Raw genomic sequence first — 17790 nt, 5'->3', positions numbered from 1 at the left:
CTCGTGAACCACCGATTTCCGCGCTGGCTCGGCGTCATCACCATGTTGCTGGCCATCATCGGCGTCCTCGGCGGATTCATTGCCGCCGCTATCCCTGCCGTCATCACCCAGGGTCAGCAACTGGTCGCCAACGCGCCGGACTATCTCAACCGGTTGAAGGATCACAGTTCTTTCGTCGGTCAGCTCAACGACCGCTTCCATCTGATCGACAAACTCCAGGGCGCCGTCAACTCCCCCGGATCCGGCAGCCTGGACGGAATTCTCGGGGCCGGCAGAGCGGTGTTCGGGGCGGTCACGAATACCGTCATCGTCCTCGTCCTGACCGCGTACTTCCTGTCCGACATGCCGCGCATCCGTGCCCTGGCCTACCGGATGGTGCCCCATACCCGGCGCCCCCGGGCCATTCTGATGGGCGACGACATCCTGGCCAAGGTCGGCGGATATGTCCTGGGCAACCTGGTGATCTCCGCCATTGCCGGCGCTCTGACCTTCGGCTGGCTGATGATCTTCTCCATTCCCTACGCCGCGCTGCTGTCGATCATGGTCGCGCTGCTCGACCTCGTGCCGGTCGTCGGCTCCACCATCGCGGGACTGATCGTCGCGGCGGCGGCCTTGACCGTTTCACTACCTCTTTGTCTTTGCACCATCGCATTCTTCGTCATTTACCGATTCCTGGAGGACTATTTCCTGGTGCCTCGCATCATCGGCCGTGCCGTGGAGGTCCCCGCGCTCGCCACCGTCGTGGCCGTCCTGATCGGCGGCGCTCTGCTGGGCATCATCGGGGCGCTCGTCGCCATCCCCGTCGCGGCAGCCGTCCTGCTGATCATCCGCGAGGTCTGGATCCCGCGACTGGACAAGGCCTGATCCACGCCCGGGACTTGTGAGGACCTTGGACCATTCCGGGGCTCGGGCCAGGCCACTACCTTCAGACGTAAGGCCCTGGGGTGTCGCGCCGGGCCTATGTCGAGAGGTAGTGCCGTGAAAGTCATGCCCGGGCTTGCTCTCATTGCTGCATTGCTGCTCGGTGTCGGCGCCTGCGCTCATCTGACGGCGGGCAGCCCGGCCGCCGGCCGGGTGGTGGTCAGCTCCACTTCCGTCAGCACCTCCAGTCGCGCGGCTGCCACGACGATCCCGACCATCCCGGTGGTCACCAGAACAGTGACCGCTGCGCCGACGACCGCGCCGACGCTCGATTTCGCGACCATCTACAAGAACGAGCAGTCCGGCGTGATCCGGATCGAGACGGTCAGCTGCACCGATTCGGGAGTCGGCACCGGATTCCTGCTGTCTCCCACACTGATCGCCACCGTTGACCACGTGGTCGCCGACTCGGCCGTCGTCAGCCTGATCAACGGAACCCAGCGCACGACCGGCACCGTCATCGGGTCCGACCCCTCCACCGATCTGGCCCTCGTGCGGGCCGACCAACCCATCGACGGCTATCAGTTCCATTTCTCCACCGGTGCCGCGAACGTCGGTGATCCCGTCGCCGCCATCGGTTTCCCGATCGGCGGCCCGATCACCCTCACCCACGGCGACATCAGTGGCCTCGACCGCCAGATCACCGTCAACGGCCGCGCTCGCACCGGCCTGCTCGAGACGGATACCCCACTCAATCCAGGTAACAGCGGCGGACCACTTCTGGCCTCCGACGGATCGGTGGTCGGACTGGTGGACGCCCTGGCCACCAACGCCAATGGCATCGGGTTCGCCATCCCGGCCGGCCAGGCCAGTGCGGCCGACCGCCAATGGGCGGCGACGCCGACCGCGCAGGCGCCGGCCAGCTGCCAGAACCCGCTGGGACCCTCGCAACAACCGTCCATCGTCCCCGCTCCACCCCCGGGTTCGGTCAGCAGCGCCCAACTCGGTGGAATCGTAGCCACCTTCAATCTGTACTTCGGCGGAATCGACTCCGGCGACTACGCCGCCGCCTACAGCGCCCTGGCCCCGGACCAGCAGTCCCCCGGCGGTGAACCGGGATTCGAGAAGGGGCTGCACACCAGCTACGACTCCAACATCAACATCATCGGCGCCCGGATCGTCGACGCCACCACCGTGGACGTGGATCTGACGTTCAACAGCTTGCAGACCGCTGCCAACGGCCCCGACGGCGACACCTGCGACAACTGGACCCTCGTCTTCAGAATGGTCCAGCAGGACGACGGCACGTGGCGGATGGACGGTGCTCAGCCCTACAACGGCTCGACTCACACCAGTTGTTGACCGAACGGGAGCGCGGTCCCGTGCATATCGATTTGTGACCCGGACGAGCTGACGCGACCCCCGCAGATGAATCCTCGCCCTCATACCTCGTCCCCCTCTGGAAGAACCGATGATCATGCGTGTTCGCACCCTCGGCGCTGTTCTGTGCAGCGTCAGCATCGCCCTCACCGCATGCGGTCCGACGCCGGCGGCCGCACCCGTTCCCGGCATCACGACGGTCACTGCCGCAGTCAGTTCCACGACCGCGACCAGCGTGGCCCCGGCCCCGGCCCCGGTGAGCAGTGCGCCACCCACCTCGTTGGTGACATCGGATCTCAGCAGTCCCACGGGAACGACGAGCCCCGCGCAGTCGGTCACCGGAACCGCCCTGGTGCTGCTGGCACAGCTGCCCATCAAGGGCCGCGCTCCGATGACCAACTACAGCCGCGCGCAGTTCGGGCAGGCATGGACCGATGACAACCGAAATCCGTTGGGACACAATGGATGCGATACCAGGAACGACATCCTGCGCCGAGACCTGACCGACGTCGTCATCAAGGGCGGCACCGGTAACTGCGTGGTGATGAGTGGCGTACTGATCGACCCGTACACCGCCCACCGCATCGTGTTCAGCCGTGGCAATACGACGTCGTCGACGATCCAGATCGATCATGTCGTCCCTCTCGGTGATGCCTGGCAGACCGGAGCGCAGCACCTGACCGCCCAGAGCCGGACCGACCTCGCGAATGATCCGCTGGAGCTACTGGCCGTCGACGGGCCCACGAACGGCGCCAAGGGCGACGGCGACGCCGCGACCTGGCTGCCGCCGAACAAGTCCTACCGCTGCGCGTATGTCGCCCGGCAGGTCGCGGTGAAGGCCCGCTACGGATTCTGGATCACTGCAGCCGAACACGACGCCATCGTCCGCGTCCTGACCCTCTGCACGGGCCAGAGCGCACCCACCGAGACCGGAACACCCCTCTTGTCGGTATCGATGACCACGTCCCACCTCTCGCCGACCACAGCGGCGCCTGCGACCACAGCGGCGCCTGCGACTCCACGGCCCGCACCGCTGCCGACGGCCACCCAGTCGTTGCCGGAGACGACCCCACCGCCACCGCCACCCGTCGATGCACCACCCGTCGATGCACCACCGGCCGGGGCGACGGCTCGGTGCAACGACGGGACCTATTCCTACGCCGCCCACCACCAGGGAGCGTGCTCGCACCACCACGGCGTCGCCGTCTTCTTCCGATGACTCGATTGTCCTCGTGGGAGCGGGGGGTCGAATGGCCGCTGGTCACCGCCGCAGTCATCGTCCTCGCGGCGTACGCGACGCCGATCCTGGACCGCGGAGCCAGTCAGGGCGTGCGAACGACTTGTGAAATCGTCCTGTACGTGACGTGGTCGGCATTCATCGTCGACTACCTGACGCGGCTGTGGCTGGCCGAGAGGCGGGCACGGTATTTCCTCCGGCATCTGCCGGACCTCATCATGTTGGCGGTCCCGATGCTGCGCCCGCTGCGTCTGCTGCGTCTACTGGTGCTGCTGAAAATGCTGAACCGGCGTGGTGCGAAGTCTCTTCGCGGCCGGGTGGCGGTGTACGTGGGCAGCGCTGCGACGACGGTGATCTTCTGTGCGGCCCTTGCGGTGCTGGACGCCGAACGCACGAGAGCGGGAGCAAACATCACCACCTTCGGTGATGCGCTGTGGTGGGCGGTGAGCACCGTCACGACAGTCGGCTACGGCGATCTGTACCCCGTCAGCGCCGAGGGACGATTGATCGCCGTGGGGCTGATGCTCACCGGTATCGCATTGATCGGTGTGGTGACGGCCACGGTGGCCAGCTGGCTCATCGACCGGGTCCGGGAAGTGGAGACCGAATCCCGCGCAGCCACCGCAGCCGACGTGCATGCTCTTCGCCTGGAAATGGTCGCCCTTCGAGAACAACTACGGCCGCCGGGATAAAACCGGCATTCCGGACCTTGGGGAGTAATTCGTCGAATTGTTCGGCTGTTCCGGAAGGGACTCTGCAAATCATTGACCCGTTGTAGTCACATGGTTACGCTGCTCCGTGCCAGTGACGGCAGAACAGACTCGCCGTTTCGTTGTGGAATCGCACAGAGAATCGCACAGAGAGGTGCGCCTTCGATGAACAGAAATCGCTCCCGTCACTACCGGGCCCTCACCGGAAAACTTCGCCGCAAGGTGGCGGCGATCAGTCCCGCCATCCTGGTCCTGTCCCTGGTCACGGTGGCCGCAGCGCCACCCGCGGCGGCTGTCTCGGGGCCGCTGCCGCTGATCGAGAACTTCGAGGGCAGCGTCCCCCTCGGCACCGGGACCCCGGGGCTGTTCGGGTTCGGCTCCGACGCCGCCAGCATCCCGAAGCTCGCCGTCGCCGCCGCCGCCGACCTCCCGGGTGCCGTTGCGGACAACCATGCGCTGGATGTTCCCTACACCGTCGGGGGCTACGGCGGTTTCAGCTACGACCTCTCCGCCGCCCAGGACTGGAGCCCGTTCGGCGGCTTCAGTTTCTGGGTGGAAGGAACGGGCTCCGGGCAGAAGGTCGAGTACGAGATCAAGGACGGCGGCGCCGACGCCAGCCATTCCGAACTGTGGCAGGGATTCTTCACCGACACCGCCGCTGGCTGGCATCAGGTGCTGGAGCCGTTCGCCGGCCTCGTCAGAAGAGGCGACTACCAGCCGCCGGGCGCTCCTTCGGACGGCGTGCTCGACCTGACGTCCATGTGGGGTTTTGCCGTCAATCTGCCGTCCGGCGCCAGTGGTCATCTGGTGTTCGACGAGTTCAGCCTCTACGGGCATTCGTCCGCCAAGTTCTCCGCCACCAGCAGCACCTACCTGGTGAACGCCGGCCAGAGCGCCTCCGTCGGGGTGAAACTGCTCCTGGCGTCCGGCGTCCTCCTGACGGCCCCGGTGTCGGTCAGCTACCGCTTGGGTGGTGGTACCGCCGTCACCGGAACAGATTTCACCGCCGCCTCCGGGGCGGTGACCTTCCCGGCCGGAAGTACTGCCCTCACCGTGGAAACCATCGCGGTACCGACCTCGGCGGGAACGCCGGCGGGTGAATCGAAGAGCATTCCGGTGAACCTCTCGTCGGCGGATGCGACCCTCGTCGGGCCGTCCCCGGTGGTGGTGATCAACGCGCACGGGCTGCCGTATCTGGACCGGAAGCTGCCCGTCGCGGCCAGGGTCGCCGATCTGATGAAGCGGATGTCGCTGGCGGAGAAGGTCGGTCAGATGACCCAGGCCGAGCGGGCCGCGGTCGGTGACGGCACGGACATCACCAGGTACGCGCTGGGGTCGCTGCTGTCCGGCGGCGGCTCGGTGCCCACCCCCAACACACCTGCAGCCTGGGCGGACATGGTCGACGGCTACCAGACGCAGGCCCTGAGCACCCCTCTGCAGATCCCCTTGATCTACGGCATCGATTCGGTGCACGGGGACAACAACCTCTCCGGCGCAACGCTCTTCCCGCACAACATCGGCATGGGAGCGACCCGCGACCCGGCGTTGGCCCGGCAGGAGGGCGTGGTGACGGCGACCGAGACCAGGGCGACCGGCATCCCCTGGGCGTTCGCACCCTGTGTCTGCGTCACCCGCGACGAACGCTGGGGCCGCAGCTACGAGTCGTTCGGCGAGGACCCGTCGCTGGTGAGCCAGATGGAGACCGTCATCGACGGCCTGCAGGGCAACGGCAACCTGGCCGGGAAGACCAGCGTGCTGGCCACCGCCAAGCACTTCCTCGGCGACGGCGGCACCAAGTACGGCTCCTCCACCACCAACGACTACAAGATCGACCAGGGGGTCACCTACGCCACCCCGGCCCAGTTGAACGCCCTGTACCTGGCGCCTTTCAAGACCGCGGTCGACAAAGGTGTCGGATCGGTGATGCCGTCGTACTCGAGCCTGCAGATCCTGGGCCAGGACACCGCGCCGATCAAGATGCACGCCAGGGCCGACCTGATCACCGGTGTGCTGAAGAACCAGCTCGGATTCAAGGGATTCGTCATCAGCGACTACGCCGCGATCGACCAGATCGGCCCTGACTACAAGAGCGACGTCAAGATCGGGATCAACGCCGACCTGGACATGATCATGGTGCCGAACAACTATGCGACCTTCATCTCCGATCTGACCGCCCTGAATGCGAGCGGGGACGTCTCGACCGCCAGGATCGATGACGCCGTCGCCCGGATCCTGACGCAGAAGTTCGCGCTCGGCCTCTTCGACCATCCGATGGCGGACCGGTCGAACGCATCGACGATCGGGTCAGCTGCGCACCGTGCGGTGGCCCGGCGGGCGGTGGCGGAATCGCAGGTGCTGTTCAAGAACAGCGGGAACCTCCTGCCGCTGGCGAAGAACGCCAGGATCTACGTCGCCGGGTCGCTCGCCGACAACGTCGGCAACCAGTCCGGCGGCTGGACGCTCACGTGGCAGGGCCAGAGCGGTGAAATCCCAGGTGGCACATCGATTCTCGCTGGAATCAGGCAGGTCGCTCCGCATGCCACGGTGACCTACTCTGCGACGGCGGCCACTCCCACGGCAGGGTCGACCGTCGGGATCGTCGCGGTCGGCGACACTCCCTACGCCGAGGGCATGGGTGACGTCGGCGTGAACGGGCACGGCCTGCAGCTCAGCGTGGCCGACCGGAACGCGGTCGACACGGTCTGCGGCGCAATGAGATGCGTCGTGCTGGACGTCTCCGGCCGGCCGCTGGACCTGACCGGTATCGTCCCGGAGGCGACCGCCGTGGTGGCCTCGTGGCTGCCCGGTACCGAGGGCGCCGGGGTGGCCGATGTGCTGTTCGGGAACCGGCCGTTCACCGGGCGCCTTCCGGTGACGTGGGTCAAGGCCGAATCCCAGCTGCCGATGAACCTGGGGGACAAGAACTACGACCCGCTGTTCCCGTACGGCTGGGGTCTGCGTACCGACCCGGACCGCAATCGGCTCCAGGTGCTCCGCGATCAACTCGAGCGGCAGAGCGGCGCGGCCGGCGCGGTCCGTTCATTGGATGTCGTTCTGTCGCAGCGCAACTGGGCCGCCGACGGTTCGACCCGGAACGCCGATCAACTGCTCGACCGGTTGAAGTCGCTGGCCGGGGTGATGTCCGACGGCCGGAAGTTCAGCTTCGTCCAGCAGGACGTGCTGGTCTCGGTGGCTCGAGACCTCGCGCAGCGGGCGATCGTCGACGGTGGTTCGGCGGCGATGAGTGCGACGGCGTCGCTGACCTCCGGTGCCGATCACGACATCGCCGGCGGGCACCCGGTCCAGGCCATCACCGGGCTGATCAAGGCGCGGATGGTCGCCCTGGCGGTCTCGCCCTGATCCGGCCCACCTGATCCGGCTCGAACGGGGCCTCCGACGGCCCGGTCGGCGGCCTGCGCCGACCGGGCCCGGGCCCAGTGGGTCGAGCAGCCCGGTCGGTCAGTTCGGGGTGCTCCGGCGCAGTGAGAGCTTGTCGATCTTTCCGACCCCGTTGCGGGGGAGCTGGGGCAAGACGCTGATGGCCACCGGGAGTTTCACCCTGGTCAGCTGGATGCGGCAGTGCTCGAGCAGCGCCTCGGACGTCACCAGGCTGCCTGGCTGGGCGACGACGTAGGCGACGGGGACCTCGCCGTAGCGCTCGTCCGGCCGACCGACCACGGCGGCCTCCAGGACACCGGGGAAGGAGTGCAGGACGTTCTCGATCTCCTTGGGGTAGATGTTCTCCCCGCCACGGATGATCATGTCCTTGATGCGGTCGACGATGGTGAGGTAGCCGTCCTGGTCGAGCCGCCCGACGTCGCCGGTGTGCAGCCAACCGTCGACGACCGTCTCCGCGGTGACCTCCGGGAGTCCGAGGTAGCCGATCATCACGTTCGGACCAGCCACCAGGATCTCCCCGGTCTCGCCGGTCGGCAGGTGGGTACCGTCCGGCCCCGCGATGGCGATGCGCTGCCCGGGCAGGGCCGGCCCGACCGTCCCGATCCGCCGCTCGCCGTCGACGGGATTGCACGTACTGGCGCAGGTGCCCTCGGTGAGTCCGTAGCCCTCCACGAGGGCGATGCCGAAACGCTGCTCGATCGCCGTCAGCAGCTCCCGACTGACCGGCGCGGCACCGCAGATCGCGAACCGCAGGGACGACGTGTCCGGCACCACGTCGCCCGGCAGCTCGGCCAGACGTGCGTAGATGGTCGGTACGGCCGAGAAATAGGTGGGTCGGTACTGCTCGATCGCATCCAGGAAGCCACGGGGCTCGAAGCGCTGCAGGAGAATCAGCTCGCCGCCGGCCAGAGCGGTCGCCAGCCAGCTGACGCAGATCGCGTTGACGTGGAACAGCGGCAGCACCAGCAGGCAGCGCTCTACGACACCCTCGACCGCGCCGATGCGGGTGTGCTCACCCATCGTCGAGGCCATGAACTGCAGGCGGGCATGGTCGAGCAGGACGCCCTTGGGCCGGCCGGTCGATCCACTGGTGTAGACGATCAACGCGATGTCCTGCGCCGTGGTGGTCGGCGCGGGCAGCGTTCCCAGGGCACGGGTGCGCAGTTCGTCGACCGTCAGCAGCGGACGTCCTGCCGTCGGGGTGCTCGCACTCTCCCCCACCACCACCGACGCATCCGCGTTGCCGACCTGGTAGTCCGCCTCGGTGGCGGTGAACGACGGATTGACCGGTGTCGCCGCGGCCCGCAGTCGCCAGGCGGCCAGCAACACGACCAGCAGCTCGACCCGATTGGGAAGCATGACCGCCACCACATCACCTGGGCCGACGCCCATCTCGGCCAGCTGCTCGGCAACCGCGTCCACGGCATCGCCCATCTCGCGGTAGGTCAACGTGCGGCGGGCGTCACAGACGCAGACCGACTCCAGACGCGAGGCAGGCTGGTTCCACGGCAGGTATTCCACGTTCGTCCTCCTGTTGGCCCGTCACGACAGTGTCGGGCTGAGAGCTCAGCGGCGCCTCTGTGCACCGTGCACCATCAGATCACCTCCGACAGATCACCCCCGACCTGGTTCCCGGCAGGGGACGCACGCTACGCGCGCAGCCTGCTCGACCAGGTAGTCGCGCTCGCGGGCATTGTCGGTGCGGGCCGCCGCCGCGGCGTACGACTGCGCTGCCGCCGTCAGGTCACCCAGGCCCTCCAACAGGTGGGCCCGGACGGCGTACAGCCGGTGGGAGTCGCGCAGCTCCAGTCCCTCCAGGAGGGCGAGGCCGGCGGCCGGGCCCTGCACCATCGCGACAGCGACAGCGCGGTTGAGGCGCACCACCGGGTTGCCCGTCAACAACTCCAGACGCGCGTAGGCCTTGGCGATCTCGCCCCAGCGGGTCGCGACATGCGAAGGGGCCTCGTCGTGGAACGCCGCGATGGACGCGAGCAGCTGGTACTCCCCGATCCGCCCGGCGGCGAGGGTCGCGTTGAGCAGCTGCATCCCCTCGTGGATCAGCGACCGGTCCCAACGGGTGCGGTCCTGTAGCGCCAGCGGGACGAGGGCCCCGCCGGGGGACGTGCGCCCCGCCCGACGAGCCTCGGTCAGCAGCATCATGGCCAGCAGCCCGGCGACCTCGGGGTCGTGCGGCGCCTGCCCGCGCAACATCCGGGCCAGCCGGATCGCCTCACCCGACAGGTCCACACGCAGCAGATCCGGTCCACTGGAGGACGTATAGCCCTCGTTGAACAACAGGTACAACACCTCGCACACGCGTCGCAACCGGCCGGCCACCTCCACCGGCAGCTCGAAACGGCGGCCTCGCAGCCGGGCCTTCGCCCGGGTGATGCGCTGCGCCATCGTCGCCTCGGGCACCAGGTAGGCGGCGGCGATCTCACGCGTCGTCAGGCCGGCGACCGCACGCAGCGTCAGTGGGATGGACAGCGCCGGGGAGAGCACGTCGTCGCAGCACAGGAAGAGCACCACCAGCGTGTCGTCCGAGGAGGACATCGCCTCCTCCCCGTGCACCGATCCGCGGTCCACCGTCAGGGAAGCGGCGAGTTCCTCGCGGCGTCGGCGGGCATCGGTGCGGCGGTACTCGTCGACCAGTCGGCGGGAAGCCACGGTGATGAGCCACGACAGAGGCTGGTCGGGCAGCCCCGCCTGCCATTGCACGGCCGCGGCGGCAAGAGCTTCCTGCACCGCGTCCTCGGCGTCGGTGAACCTCCCGTACCGGCGGGCGAGGGCGCCGAGGGCCTGCGGAGCAAGTCCCCGCAGCAGGCCCTCGACGTCCGGCGGCCTCACACCTCGGGATCGGGCGCGCCCAGCACCTGGCGTACCTCGATCCGCTGCTGGATCGGTACTCCGCCGGGACCGGGTGCGGCCGACGACCGGGCCGCGATCTCCACGGCCCGGTCGAGACCGTCGACGTCGATCAGGCGGTAGCCGGCCAGCAGCTCCTTGGACTCCGGATACGGCCCGTCGACGATCTTCGGTGGGTTGACGCCATCGGAGACCACGAACTTGGCGACATCCGGGCCGGCCAGGCCCTGCGAGTCGACGAGCTCGCCGCGGTCGAGGAGCTCGGCGTTGAGGGAGTGCTGGAAATCGACATGCGCCCTCACCTCGGCCGGCGTCCATTCGTCCATCGGCGCGCAGTTCTCGAGTTCGACTCCGCCGTAGGCCTGCAGCAGCATGTATCGCATGGCTTGATCCTCTCGCGGCGCGGCCCTGTTGGCCGCGTTCCACCCCTGGGTCGAATCCGGGGCGCGATTCTCGACACGTCCGGCCGGCGGCCCGGTCAGCGGATGCCGCTGCGGGCGAAGCCCTGGACGAAGTAGCGCTGGAAGATCAGGAACAGCACCACCATCGGCGTCACGTTCAGCAGCGCGAAGGCCATCGTCCCCCCGTAGTCCGAGCCGAACTGACCCTGGAGGTAGAGCAGTCCGATCGGCAGGGTGAAGAGCTGGTTCTGCTTCAGAGCGATCAACGGCCAGGCGAAGTCGTTCCAGGTCTGCAGCACGCTCATGAAGAACAGCACCGCCAGCAGCGGCCGCGACAATGGCAGCACGATCCGGGCGAAGACCCGCAGGTGGCCGGCTCCGTCGATCCGGGCCGCCTCGATGAGGTCCCGCGGAATGGCCAGGATGAACTGCCGGGCCAGGAACACACCGAACGCCGATGCGGAGGTCGGCAGGATGACCGCCCAGTAACTGCCGTACAGGCCGAACGTCGTGACGAGCTTGAACAACGTCACCATGATGACCTGCACCGGAATCATCAGCGTGGCCAGCGACACCAGGAACAGGACGCCGGCACCGCGGAAACGCAACTGGGCGAAGGCATAACCGGCCAGCATGCTGACGGTCACCGTGATCGCCGCGACCACCAGTGAAATGGCAACGGAATTGCCGAACCAGGTGGCCACCGGAAAGGAGGCGAAGACCTGCCGGAAATTCTCCAGGGTCAACGCACGCGGCCACAGGCGCAGGACACCGGCCAGCAGATCGGCGCGGGAGCGGAATGCGACGACGACCATCCAGTACAGCGGGAACACCAGCACGACGCTGATGACGACGGCGGCGGTCACCCGCAGCGCACGGCCGCCCCGCTCCCGGCGGCGGCGCCGGCGTGCGGGATCAGCTCCCGTGCGCCGCGCCATTGCGGCGTCCGGCCCGGTGATGATGTCCGTCATCGTTGTCTGCCTTTCATTCGACGAGATCCCGATTGCGGCTGACGCGCCATTGGACGGCCGTGAAGATCAGCATGAGCACCAGCAGCACCATTCCGATGGCGGCGGCGTAGCCCTGGTCACGGGTGACGAAACCCTGGTCGTAGGCGTAGGTGACGAGCACCGAGGTCGCGTTCTGCGGTCCGCCGCCGGTCATCACGAAGATGATGTCGAAGACCTGGAAGGAGTAGATGACGTTCAGGATCAACAGGAAGAACGACGACGGTCCGACCAACGGCACCGTGACGTAGCGGATGCGCTGCCAGGCACCCGCTCCATCCAGTCGGGCGGCTTCGTAGAGCTCGGGACCGATGCTCTGCATTCCGGCGAGATAGATGAGCATGTTGAATCCGACCCGCCACCACAGGGTCACCAGCACCACCGACGCGAAAGCGGCCGTGGTGCCCGACTGCCAGGAAACCGCCGGGAGGCCGACGGCCATCAGCAGTTTGTCCAGGACCCCGTTGTTCTCGTCGAACAACAACAGCCCGAGCAACGCGGTGGCCACGCCGGAGATGGCCATCGGCGTGATCAGGATCGAGCGGAACAGTCCACGCGCCGGAAGCACCGAGTTGAGCAGCACCGCCACGCCCAGACCCAGCGCCATCGACAGGGGCGTGACGATAATGGTGAACAGGACCGTGTTCAGCGTCGACCGCCAGAACAGCGGATCGCCGAACAGGTGACCGTAGTTCGCCAGGCCGACGAATGTGCCGGCCCCGAAGCCATTGGTCTGCTGCAGGCTGACGACCAGTGCCCAACCCAGTGGGAGCAGGACGAAGACCAGCAGCAGCAACATGTTCGGCGCCAGGAACGCGTAGGCCGTCGCTGATTCGCCGGCAAAACCGGCGCGTTTCCGACGGGGGTCCGCGGGCGGCCGGGCGGGAGGAGGCCCCGCGGCGTCCGACCACGCTGCGAGGGAGACGTCCGCGCTGACCCCGCCGATCTCCCGGCGGGTGGTCACCTGGCCGGCGCCGTCGCCGCGGCGATCCCCGCCGAGATGCCGGCGACGGTCTTGTCGGTGCTCTGGCCGCCGATGAAGGCCTGCTCCAACTGGTCCTTGAGGACCGTGATGATCTTCGACATCGAGGGTGAGGCAACCTGTCCCGAATCCGCCGCCTGCACGGTGCTCGCCTGCCCGATGAAGACAGGTGACAGCTCCGGACGCACCGCGAACTTGATACCGCCCGCCACCAGATCACGGCGGGTGGGCAACAACGAAGCTCCGGCGCAGAACGTGTTCATCTGTTCCTGCTGGGTCAGGTAGTCCAGGAATGCGGCCGCCAGTGCAGGCTGCTTCGTCTTCGCGGTGGCCACCAACGCATTGCCACCGAAATCACTGGCCGCCCTGCTCCTCCGCGGCGAGAAGGTGGCGCCCCAGTCGAAGGTCAGGGTCTTCGTCGCATCCGGGATGGCGAAGGCGCCGGACGAGACCATCGCGGTCGTCTGGGAGTACCAGAGGTCGGCAGCCAGGGTCGAGGATTTCACCGCGCTGTTCGGCGGCACGAGACGCTGGGGGAAGAAGCCCTTCGTGAAGTCCACCGCCGAACGGCCGGCGGCGGAGTCGATGGCCGGGGTGATCAGATCGGGCGACAGGAAACGGCCGTCGGCCTCGAAGAGCCAGCTGAGCCAGCGGGTCACCCCGTTGCCCTGCCAGTTGTAGGCGAACGGGTACTTGGTGGCCGGCATCGTCTTGCGCAGGGTCTGCAGGACCTGCTGGAACTGATCCCACGTCCACGCCTGGTCCAGGGTGGTGGGCACCGAGGTGATGCCCGCAGCCTGGAAGGCCGCCTTGTTGTAGAGGATGGCCGAGGTGTCCGTGTGGTGCGGCACCCCGAACGGCTTGGCCGTGTTCTGCACGGCGGCCCAGGCGGCCGGGGTGAACCGATCGCCGAAGGACTTGTCCACGTGTGGGCTCAGATCCAGCAGCTGACCACTGCCGGCGTACCGGCCGAAGGTGTAGTAGGGCACCCGGAAGATGTCCGGCGGGTTCCCGGCCTGGAGCTGGGCATCGATGTTCGTGAACATCTGCGCGTAGGGAACTGCGTTCAACGCCACCGTCGAACCGGCGTTGGCCTTCTCGAAGCCGGCGATCACCGACCGGAACCCGGCCAGCTCGCTGTCCGTGCCCCAGGTCGTGAACGTCAGCGTATTGCTGTTGGCCGCGGGGGCCGAGTTCGACGTCGTGAAGCCGCAGCCGGCCAGTAGGAGGGGCGCTGCCGCGGCACCTGCCGCACCCAAGAATTGACGCCTGCTGATGTGCACCGTGCCTCCTGCGTTGCGGTCGACCCCGAGCAGGGCCGACGATGGCGGGCGCCCCGTTCTGGACGCCGTCTTCGTCTCGCCAGTACCCGTGGAGCTTAGCGATCACGCTGAAGTTCACCTCGAAGTCATGCCCTGCAGTGCATGGCGACCCGCACCCCGAACGGGGGAAGGCCGAAGGAGGTGCTCAGGTCCTCGCCGTTGCGCACGTCGACCAGGGTCCGGCCGGGGACCGGCTGCGGGGTGACCACCACCGGGTCCGGATCGGTACTGACGAACCAGCTGTAGCGGGTGCCGTCGGCGTGCTCGAGTTGGTCGACGTAGATCCGCGGCTGCGGAACCTTCACGTCCGGCTCGATGCCGGCCTCCGCGGCCAGCGCCGCGTACAGCCGGAACACCTCGTCGTCCTCGTGGGCATCGCGACGCACCGCTCCGAAGTATTCGAGTGGGTAGGCGCCGAGATAGATGCAGCCCGTCCCGATCCGGCGGCGGATCAGCGCCGGTTCGCCTGCGTCGTCCACCGCGATGACGTCCGCGTCCGTCACGGTCAGCGGTAGGTGCGAGCGCGCGTACTCGGGGCCGGCCGACCGGAAGATCAGGGTGTCGCCCGGCGCGAGGTCGCCGAGCCCGACGCGGAAGGTCAGGGTCACGCTGTCGGTCGTCCGGTCGGCAATCCCGTAGCGCAACCGATGGCGCGCACCGAAGATCGGTTCGATGTCCGGCCACCAGGCGCCGCGCTGACTGGGCGTGGTGCCCGCGAACCACGACACGTACACGTGCGCTCCGGCGCGAGCGCGTTCGAGCAGCGTCGGGAAGGTCGCACCCAGGACGGCCTTGTTCGATGGCACGATCAGCAGTCGAGCATCCGGGATTCCTTCGGATTCGCGGACGATGGCGGGCGTGAGCCCGGCCATCTTTGCCGCAATCGAAGCGTGCCAGCTGATCTCGGACATCATCTCCCGGTCGACCCGGTGGGAGAGATCGACCACCGGTAGATCAAGGTCGATGTGCGCGGCGAACAGGATGGCGGTCCGGGTCTCCGTGCGGTTCAAGCGCGCGACGTCGACGGCTTCCAGGATCCTGCCGAACTCCTGGAGTTCCAGCAACGCCTGCTTGGGTGTCCCGTCGAGCCTGGTGACCCCGAAGGTCAGTTCGTACAGATGACTGTTGTAGGGCTCGACCTCGGCCATGTCGAAGTCGGTGTTGTTCCATCCGATCCACCCGGTGGCGCCGGCCAGCAGCGAGGTGTGCAGGGTCTGCCGGTAGTAGTGGGCGGCATTGATCTCGGAGGCGAACGTGTCGGTCACGCCGAATTCTTCCAGGACGACCGGCTTGCCCAGGTGGGACATCTCGCAGATGAATGCGGCGCGCTGCAGCTGCCGGGTCTGGTCGGTACCCATCGGGTAGGAGTGCGGCCCGAAGAAGTCGGTGGTGTCGTCCTGGTCGCGGAGGCGAAAACCGTTGTCCGTACCGATCACCTCCTGCGCCCACACCCCGTCGCCCAGCGACACCGGTCGTTGCGAGCCACCGGCCCGAACCGCGTTGGTGCAGATGATGGACCAGGCCCGGGCGCTCTCGCGGTCGGTGGGCCCGGTGTACCAGGGCATCTCGTTGGAGATCAGCCAGGCGGCGATCGCCGGTGAGGAGCCGATCCGGCGCACCATCTCCTTGATGAAGAAGGCCTGCTGCCCCAGCATGAAACCGTCACGGTAGAGGTCACGGCCGTTGCGCCAGGCCGGATCCCAGTTCGAGCCGGACATGTGTCCCACGATGAACGTGGGAATGGTCGGGATCCCCAACTCCTCCGAGGCCACCAGGAATTGGCGGTAGTTCTCCACCATCTGGTCGTCGATGACGTCCGGAGCCGGGTGGAAGTCCGGCCAGAGGAAGAAGGATCTGGTCACGGTCATGCCGTGGTCGACCAGGACCTGCAGTTCCTGACGGACGAGCTGGTCGTCGTAGGTGCGCCACATGAACGGGCCGCCCTTGCGTGACCAGAAGTTGAGGCCCAGCCAGGGCCTGGGGGTATCGAGGCGAAGGTTGGGTCGCTGCACCACGGATGGATTCCTCGTTCCGTGGGAGTGGGGTGAGACAAGACAGTTGTCCCATGACAGAAGCCTGTGAAGGCGCCCAAGAGTACTTGACAGATGTCGGTTGTCCGACAACTATCAACGGCGGTGGGGTCGACCTGCTCGATCCAATTGTGTCGAGGAGGACACATGAGTACCTGTTCCTTGCTTCATCGTTTCCGTTTGCCCATCGCGGTTCTCACCGCCGGTGTGACCCTGGCGGCCTGCAGTGGTTCCTCCGGAACGGGTGCATCGCCCGGTTCCTCGAGTGCGTCCACCGGGGCGGGGGCCATGTCCTCGGCGCCGATGTCGACCTCTGTCGGTGCCAGTGCCGGTGCCAGTGCCAGTGCCGGCGCCGGCGGCGACGGGAGTGCCGGCGCCGTGGTGCCGATGGCCGCATCCGGCCAGGCCCCGGACGCCACGGTCACGGTCTGCCAGTTCGCCGGGCCGGAATACGATGCCATCCAACACTTCGGCACCCAGTTCACCGCCATGACCGGCGGCAAGATCAAGATCAAGATGGTGTCGATCCCCATCAACCAGAACCTGCCGGTGACGATCAACCAGATCCGCACGAGTTCCACCTGTGACCTGGTCGATGCAGGCGCCCAGCAGGCTGCGGACCTCAACCCGTACCTGGTGCCGCTGAGCACGTTCATGAACGACTCCACCCTGTTCAACGCCACGGCCTACCACCTCGACGACTTCCCGAAGGCGGTGCAGACCGTCTCCTCCGATGCGAAGCGCGGGCTGATGTCGCTGACCTACGGTTCGGACGTGCAGATGCTGTACTACCGCAAGGATCTGATGGCGCAGTGGGGCATCACCGTGCCCTCGCCGCCGGCCGCGTGGACCTGGGAGCAGTTCGAGGCCGCACTGCAGACGGTGCAGACCAAGATCAAGGCTCGCCACCACGGCGATGTGGGGATACGGCGGATCACCTTTCAACGGCAACGATCCGAACTTCACCGATAGCAAGGCGGTCGCGGGCCTGTCGCACTGGGACGGCCTGCTGAACACGCTCAAGGTGGCCAACCCCGGCTCCCCGACCTACGCGTACAACGAACTGCTCACCGCGCTGCAGCAGGGCAAGACGGCGATGGCCGTGGAATGGAATGCCGCTGCCAGTACGCTGGCCGACCCCAAGCTGTCCCCGATCTCGGCCGGCAAACTCGGATACGCCCTGCTGCCCTACGCACAGGGGCTGCCCGCCACCACCGCGCGGATCTTCCCGACCACCCATTCCCTGGGCATCAGCGCCAAGAGCCAGAACCAGAAGGCCGCCTTCGAATTCGCGGCCTGGTACACCAGCCCGGAGATCGCCAAGGCCATGGTGTCGTCGGGAATGGGTTCCTCGGGACGGTTCTCGGTGCTGACCGATCCTACGATCGTGGCCAAGCAGCCGGTGTTGGCCGCCGTCGGTGCGTCGGTGCAGCTCTACCATGCCCTCCCCGCCGTGACGTCGTTCGGGGACCTGCTGCTGAACGTGATGGCGCCGCAGATCAACGCGATGTTCACCGGCCAGAAGAGCGCAACGCAGGCTGCGGCGGATATGCAGAGCGGTGCGCAGAACCTGATCCAGAAGGCCGGGAAGTAAGC

General features: G+C 67.3%; 14 protein-coding genes. 7 read left to right on the top strand and 7 right to left on the bottom strand.

Annotated elements, in window-relative coordinates:
- Positions 1–3: 3 nt before the first annotated feature.
- From H7F38_RS25445 to H7F38_RS04080, 5 genes are all read left to right on the top strand, one after another.
- On the top strand, positions 4–864 hold the full coding sequence (locus H7F38_RS25445) for an AI-2E family transporter (RefSeq protein ID WP_222618430.1): 861 nt from the start codon (positions 4–6) through the stop codon (positions 862–864).
- Between the two features lie 123 nt (positions 865–987).
- Positions 988–2223, top strand: a complete 1236-nt coding sequence (locus H7F38_RS04095) for a trypsin-like peptidase domain-containing protein (RefSeq protein WP_255498392.1) — start codon at positions 988–990, stop codon at positions 2221–2223.
- A 115-nt stretch (positions 2224–2338) separates the two neighbouring features.
- Positions 2339–3460 (top strand): DUF1524 domain-containing protein, encoded by a 1122-nt coding sequence (locus tag H7F38_RS04090; protein ID WP_187092979.1) that lies wholly within the window; start codon positions 2339–2341, stop codon positions 3458–3460.
- The gene (locus tag H7F38_RS04085; RefSeq protein ID WP_187092978.1) at positions 3457–4170 is read left to right on the top strand and encodes a potassium channel family protein; all 714 of its coding nucleotides are present in this window, start codon (positions 3457–3459) and stop codon (positions 4168–4170) included. The genes H7F38_RS04090 and H7F38_RS04085 overlap by 4 nt, the downstream gene beginning before the upstream one ends.
- Before the next feature lie 183 nt (positions 4171–4353).
- Positions 4354–7548, top strand: a complete 3195-nt coding sequence (locus H7F38_RS04080; RefSeq protein WP_187092977.1) for a glycoside hydrolase family 3 N-terminal domain-containing protein — start codon at positions 4354–4356, stop codon at positions 7546–7548.
- 99 nt (positions 7549–7647) lie between these two features.
- On the opposite strand, the gene H7F38_RS04075 is transcribed toward H7F38_RS04080, so the two are convergent.
- From H7F38_RS04075 to H7F38_RS04045, 7 genes are all read right to left on the bottom strand, one after another.
- Positions 7648–9108, bottom strand: coding sequence for a class I adenylate-forming enzyme family protein (locus H7F38_RS04075; protein WP_187092976.1), 1461 nt, complete (start codon positions 9106–9108; stop codon positions 7648–7650).
- A gap of 93 nt (positions 9109–9201) precedes the next feature.
- Complete coding sequence (locus tag H7F38_RS04070) at positions 9202–10434, bottom strand: RNA polymerase sigma factor (RefSeq protein ID WP_187092975.1); 1233 nt, start codon at positions 10432–10434, stop codon at positions 9202–9204.
- A complete protein-coding gene (locus tag H7F38_RS04065; RefSeq protein ID WP_187092974.1) occupies positions 10431–10835 on the bottom strand; it encodes a YciI family protein in 405 nt (134 codons plus the stop codon). Before H7F38_RS04065 ends, H7F38_RS04070 begins: the two co-directional genes overlap by 4 nt.
- A 95-nt stretch (positions 10836–10930) precedes the next feature.
- On the bottom strand, positions 10931–11824 hold the full coding sequence (locus tag H7F38_RS04060) for a carbohydrate ABC transporter permease (protein WP_222618429.1): 894 nt from the start codon (positions 11822–11824) through the stop codon (positions 10931–10933).
- A 13-nt stretch (positions 11825–11837) separates the two neighbouring features.
- The gene (locus tag H7F38_RS04055) at positions 11838–12824 is read right to left on the bottom strand and encodes a carbohydrate ABC transporter permease (protein WP_222618428.1); all 987 of its coding nucleotides are present in this window, start codon (positions 12822–12824) and stop codon (positions 11838–11840) included.
- Complete coding sequence (locus H7F38_RS04050; protein WP_187092973.1) at positions 12821–14125, bottom strand: sugar ABC transporter substrate-binding protein; 1305 nt, start codon at positions 14123–14125, stop codon at positions 12821–12823. The genes H7F38_RS04055 and H7F38_RS04050 overlap by 4 nt, the downstream gene beginning before the upstream one ends.
- A gap of 125 nt (positions 14126–14250) precedes the next feature.
- Positions 14251–16179 carry a cellulase family glycosylhydrolase gene (locus H7F38_RS04045; protein ID WP_187092972.1) on the bottom strand — a complete coding sequence of 643 codons (1929 nt, stop codon included), beginning with the start codon at positions 16177–16179 and terminating at the stop codon, positions 14251–14253.
- 195 nt (positions 16180–16374) lie between these two features.
- On the opposite strand from H7F38_RS04045, the gene H7F38_RS04040 reads away from it, so the two are divergent.
- Both H7F38_RS04040 and H7F38_RS04035 read left to right on the top strand, forming a co-directional pair.
- Positions 16375–17166 (top strand): ABC transporter substrate-binding protein, encoded by a 792-nt coding sequence (locus H7F38_RS04040; protein ID WP_187092971.1) that lies wholly within the window; start codon positions 16375–16377, stop codon positions 17164–17166.
- Positions 17111–17788, top strand: a complete 678-nt coding sequence (locus H7F38_RS04035; protein ID WP_187092970.1) for an extracellular solute-binding protein — start codon at positions 17111–17113, stop codon at positions 17786–17788. The genes H7F38_RS04040 and H7F38_RS04035 overlap by 56 nt, the downstream gene beginning before the upstream one ends.
- Positions 17789–17790: the final 2 nt, after the last annotated feature.

It is taken from the genome of Nakamurella sp. PAMC28650 (genome assembly GCF_014303395.1).
GTDB lineage: Bacteria > Actinomycetota > Actinomycetes > Mycobacteriales > Nakamurellaceae > Nakamurella.
This window is presented reverse-complemented; position numbering and strand designations above follow the sequence as displayed.

What these genes read in the sequence shown, in the direction of transcription:
- H7F38_RS04065 (WP_187092974.1), bottom strand. Translation starts at nt 10,835, where the DNA reads ATGCGATACATGCTGCTGCAGGCCTACGGCGGAGTCGAACTCGAGAAC.
- H7F38_RS04060 (WP_222618429.1), bottom strand. Translation starts at nt 11,824, where the DNA reads ATGACGGACATCATCACCGGGCCGGACGCCGCAATGGCGCGGCGCACG.
- H7F38_RS04085 (WP_187092978.1), top strand. Translation starts at nt 3,457, where the DNA reads ATGACTCGATTGTCCTCGTGGGAGCGGGGGGTCGAATGGCCGCTGGTC.
- H7F38_RS04090 (WP_187092979.1), top strand. Translation starts at nt 2,339, where the DNA reads ATGCGTGTTCGCACCCTCGGCGCTGTTCTGTGCAGCGTCAGCATCGCC.
- H7F38_RS04095 (WP_255498392.1), top strand. Translation starts at nt 988, where the DNA reads ATGCCCGGGCTTGCTCTCATTGCTGCATTGCTGCTCGGTGTCGGCGCC.
- H7F38_RS04080 (WP_187092977.1), top strand. Translation starts at nt 4,354, where the DNA reads ATGAACAGAAATCGCTCCCGTCACTACCGGGCCCTCACCGGAAAACTT.
- H7F38_RS04035 (WP_187092970.1), top strand. Translation starts at nt 17,111, where the DNA reads ATGTGGGGATACGGCGGATCACCTTTCAACGGCAACGATCCGAACTTC.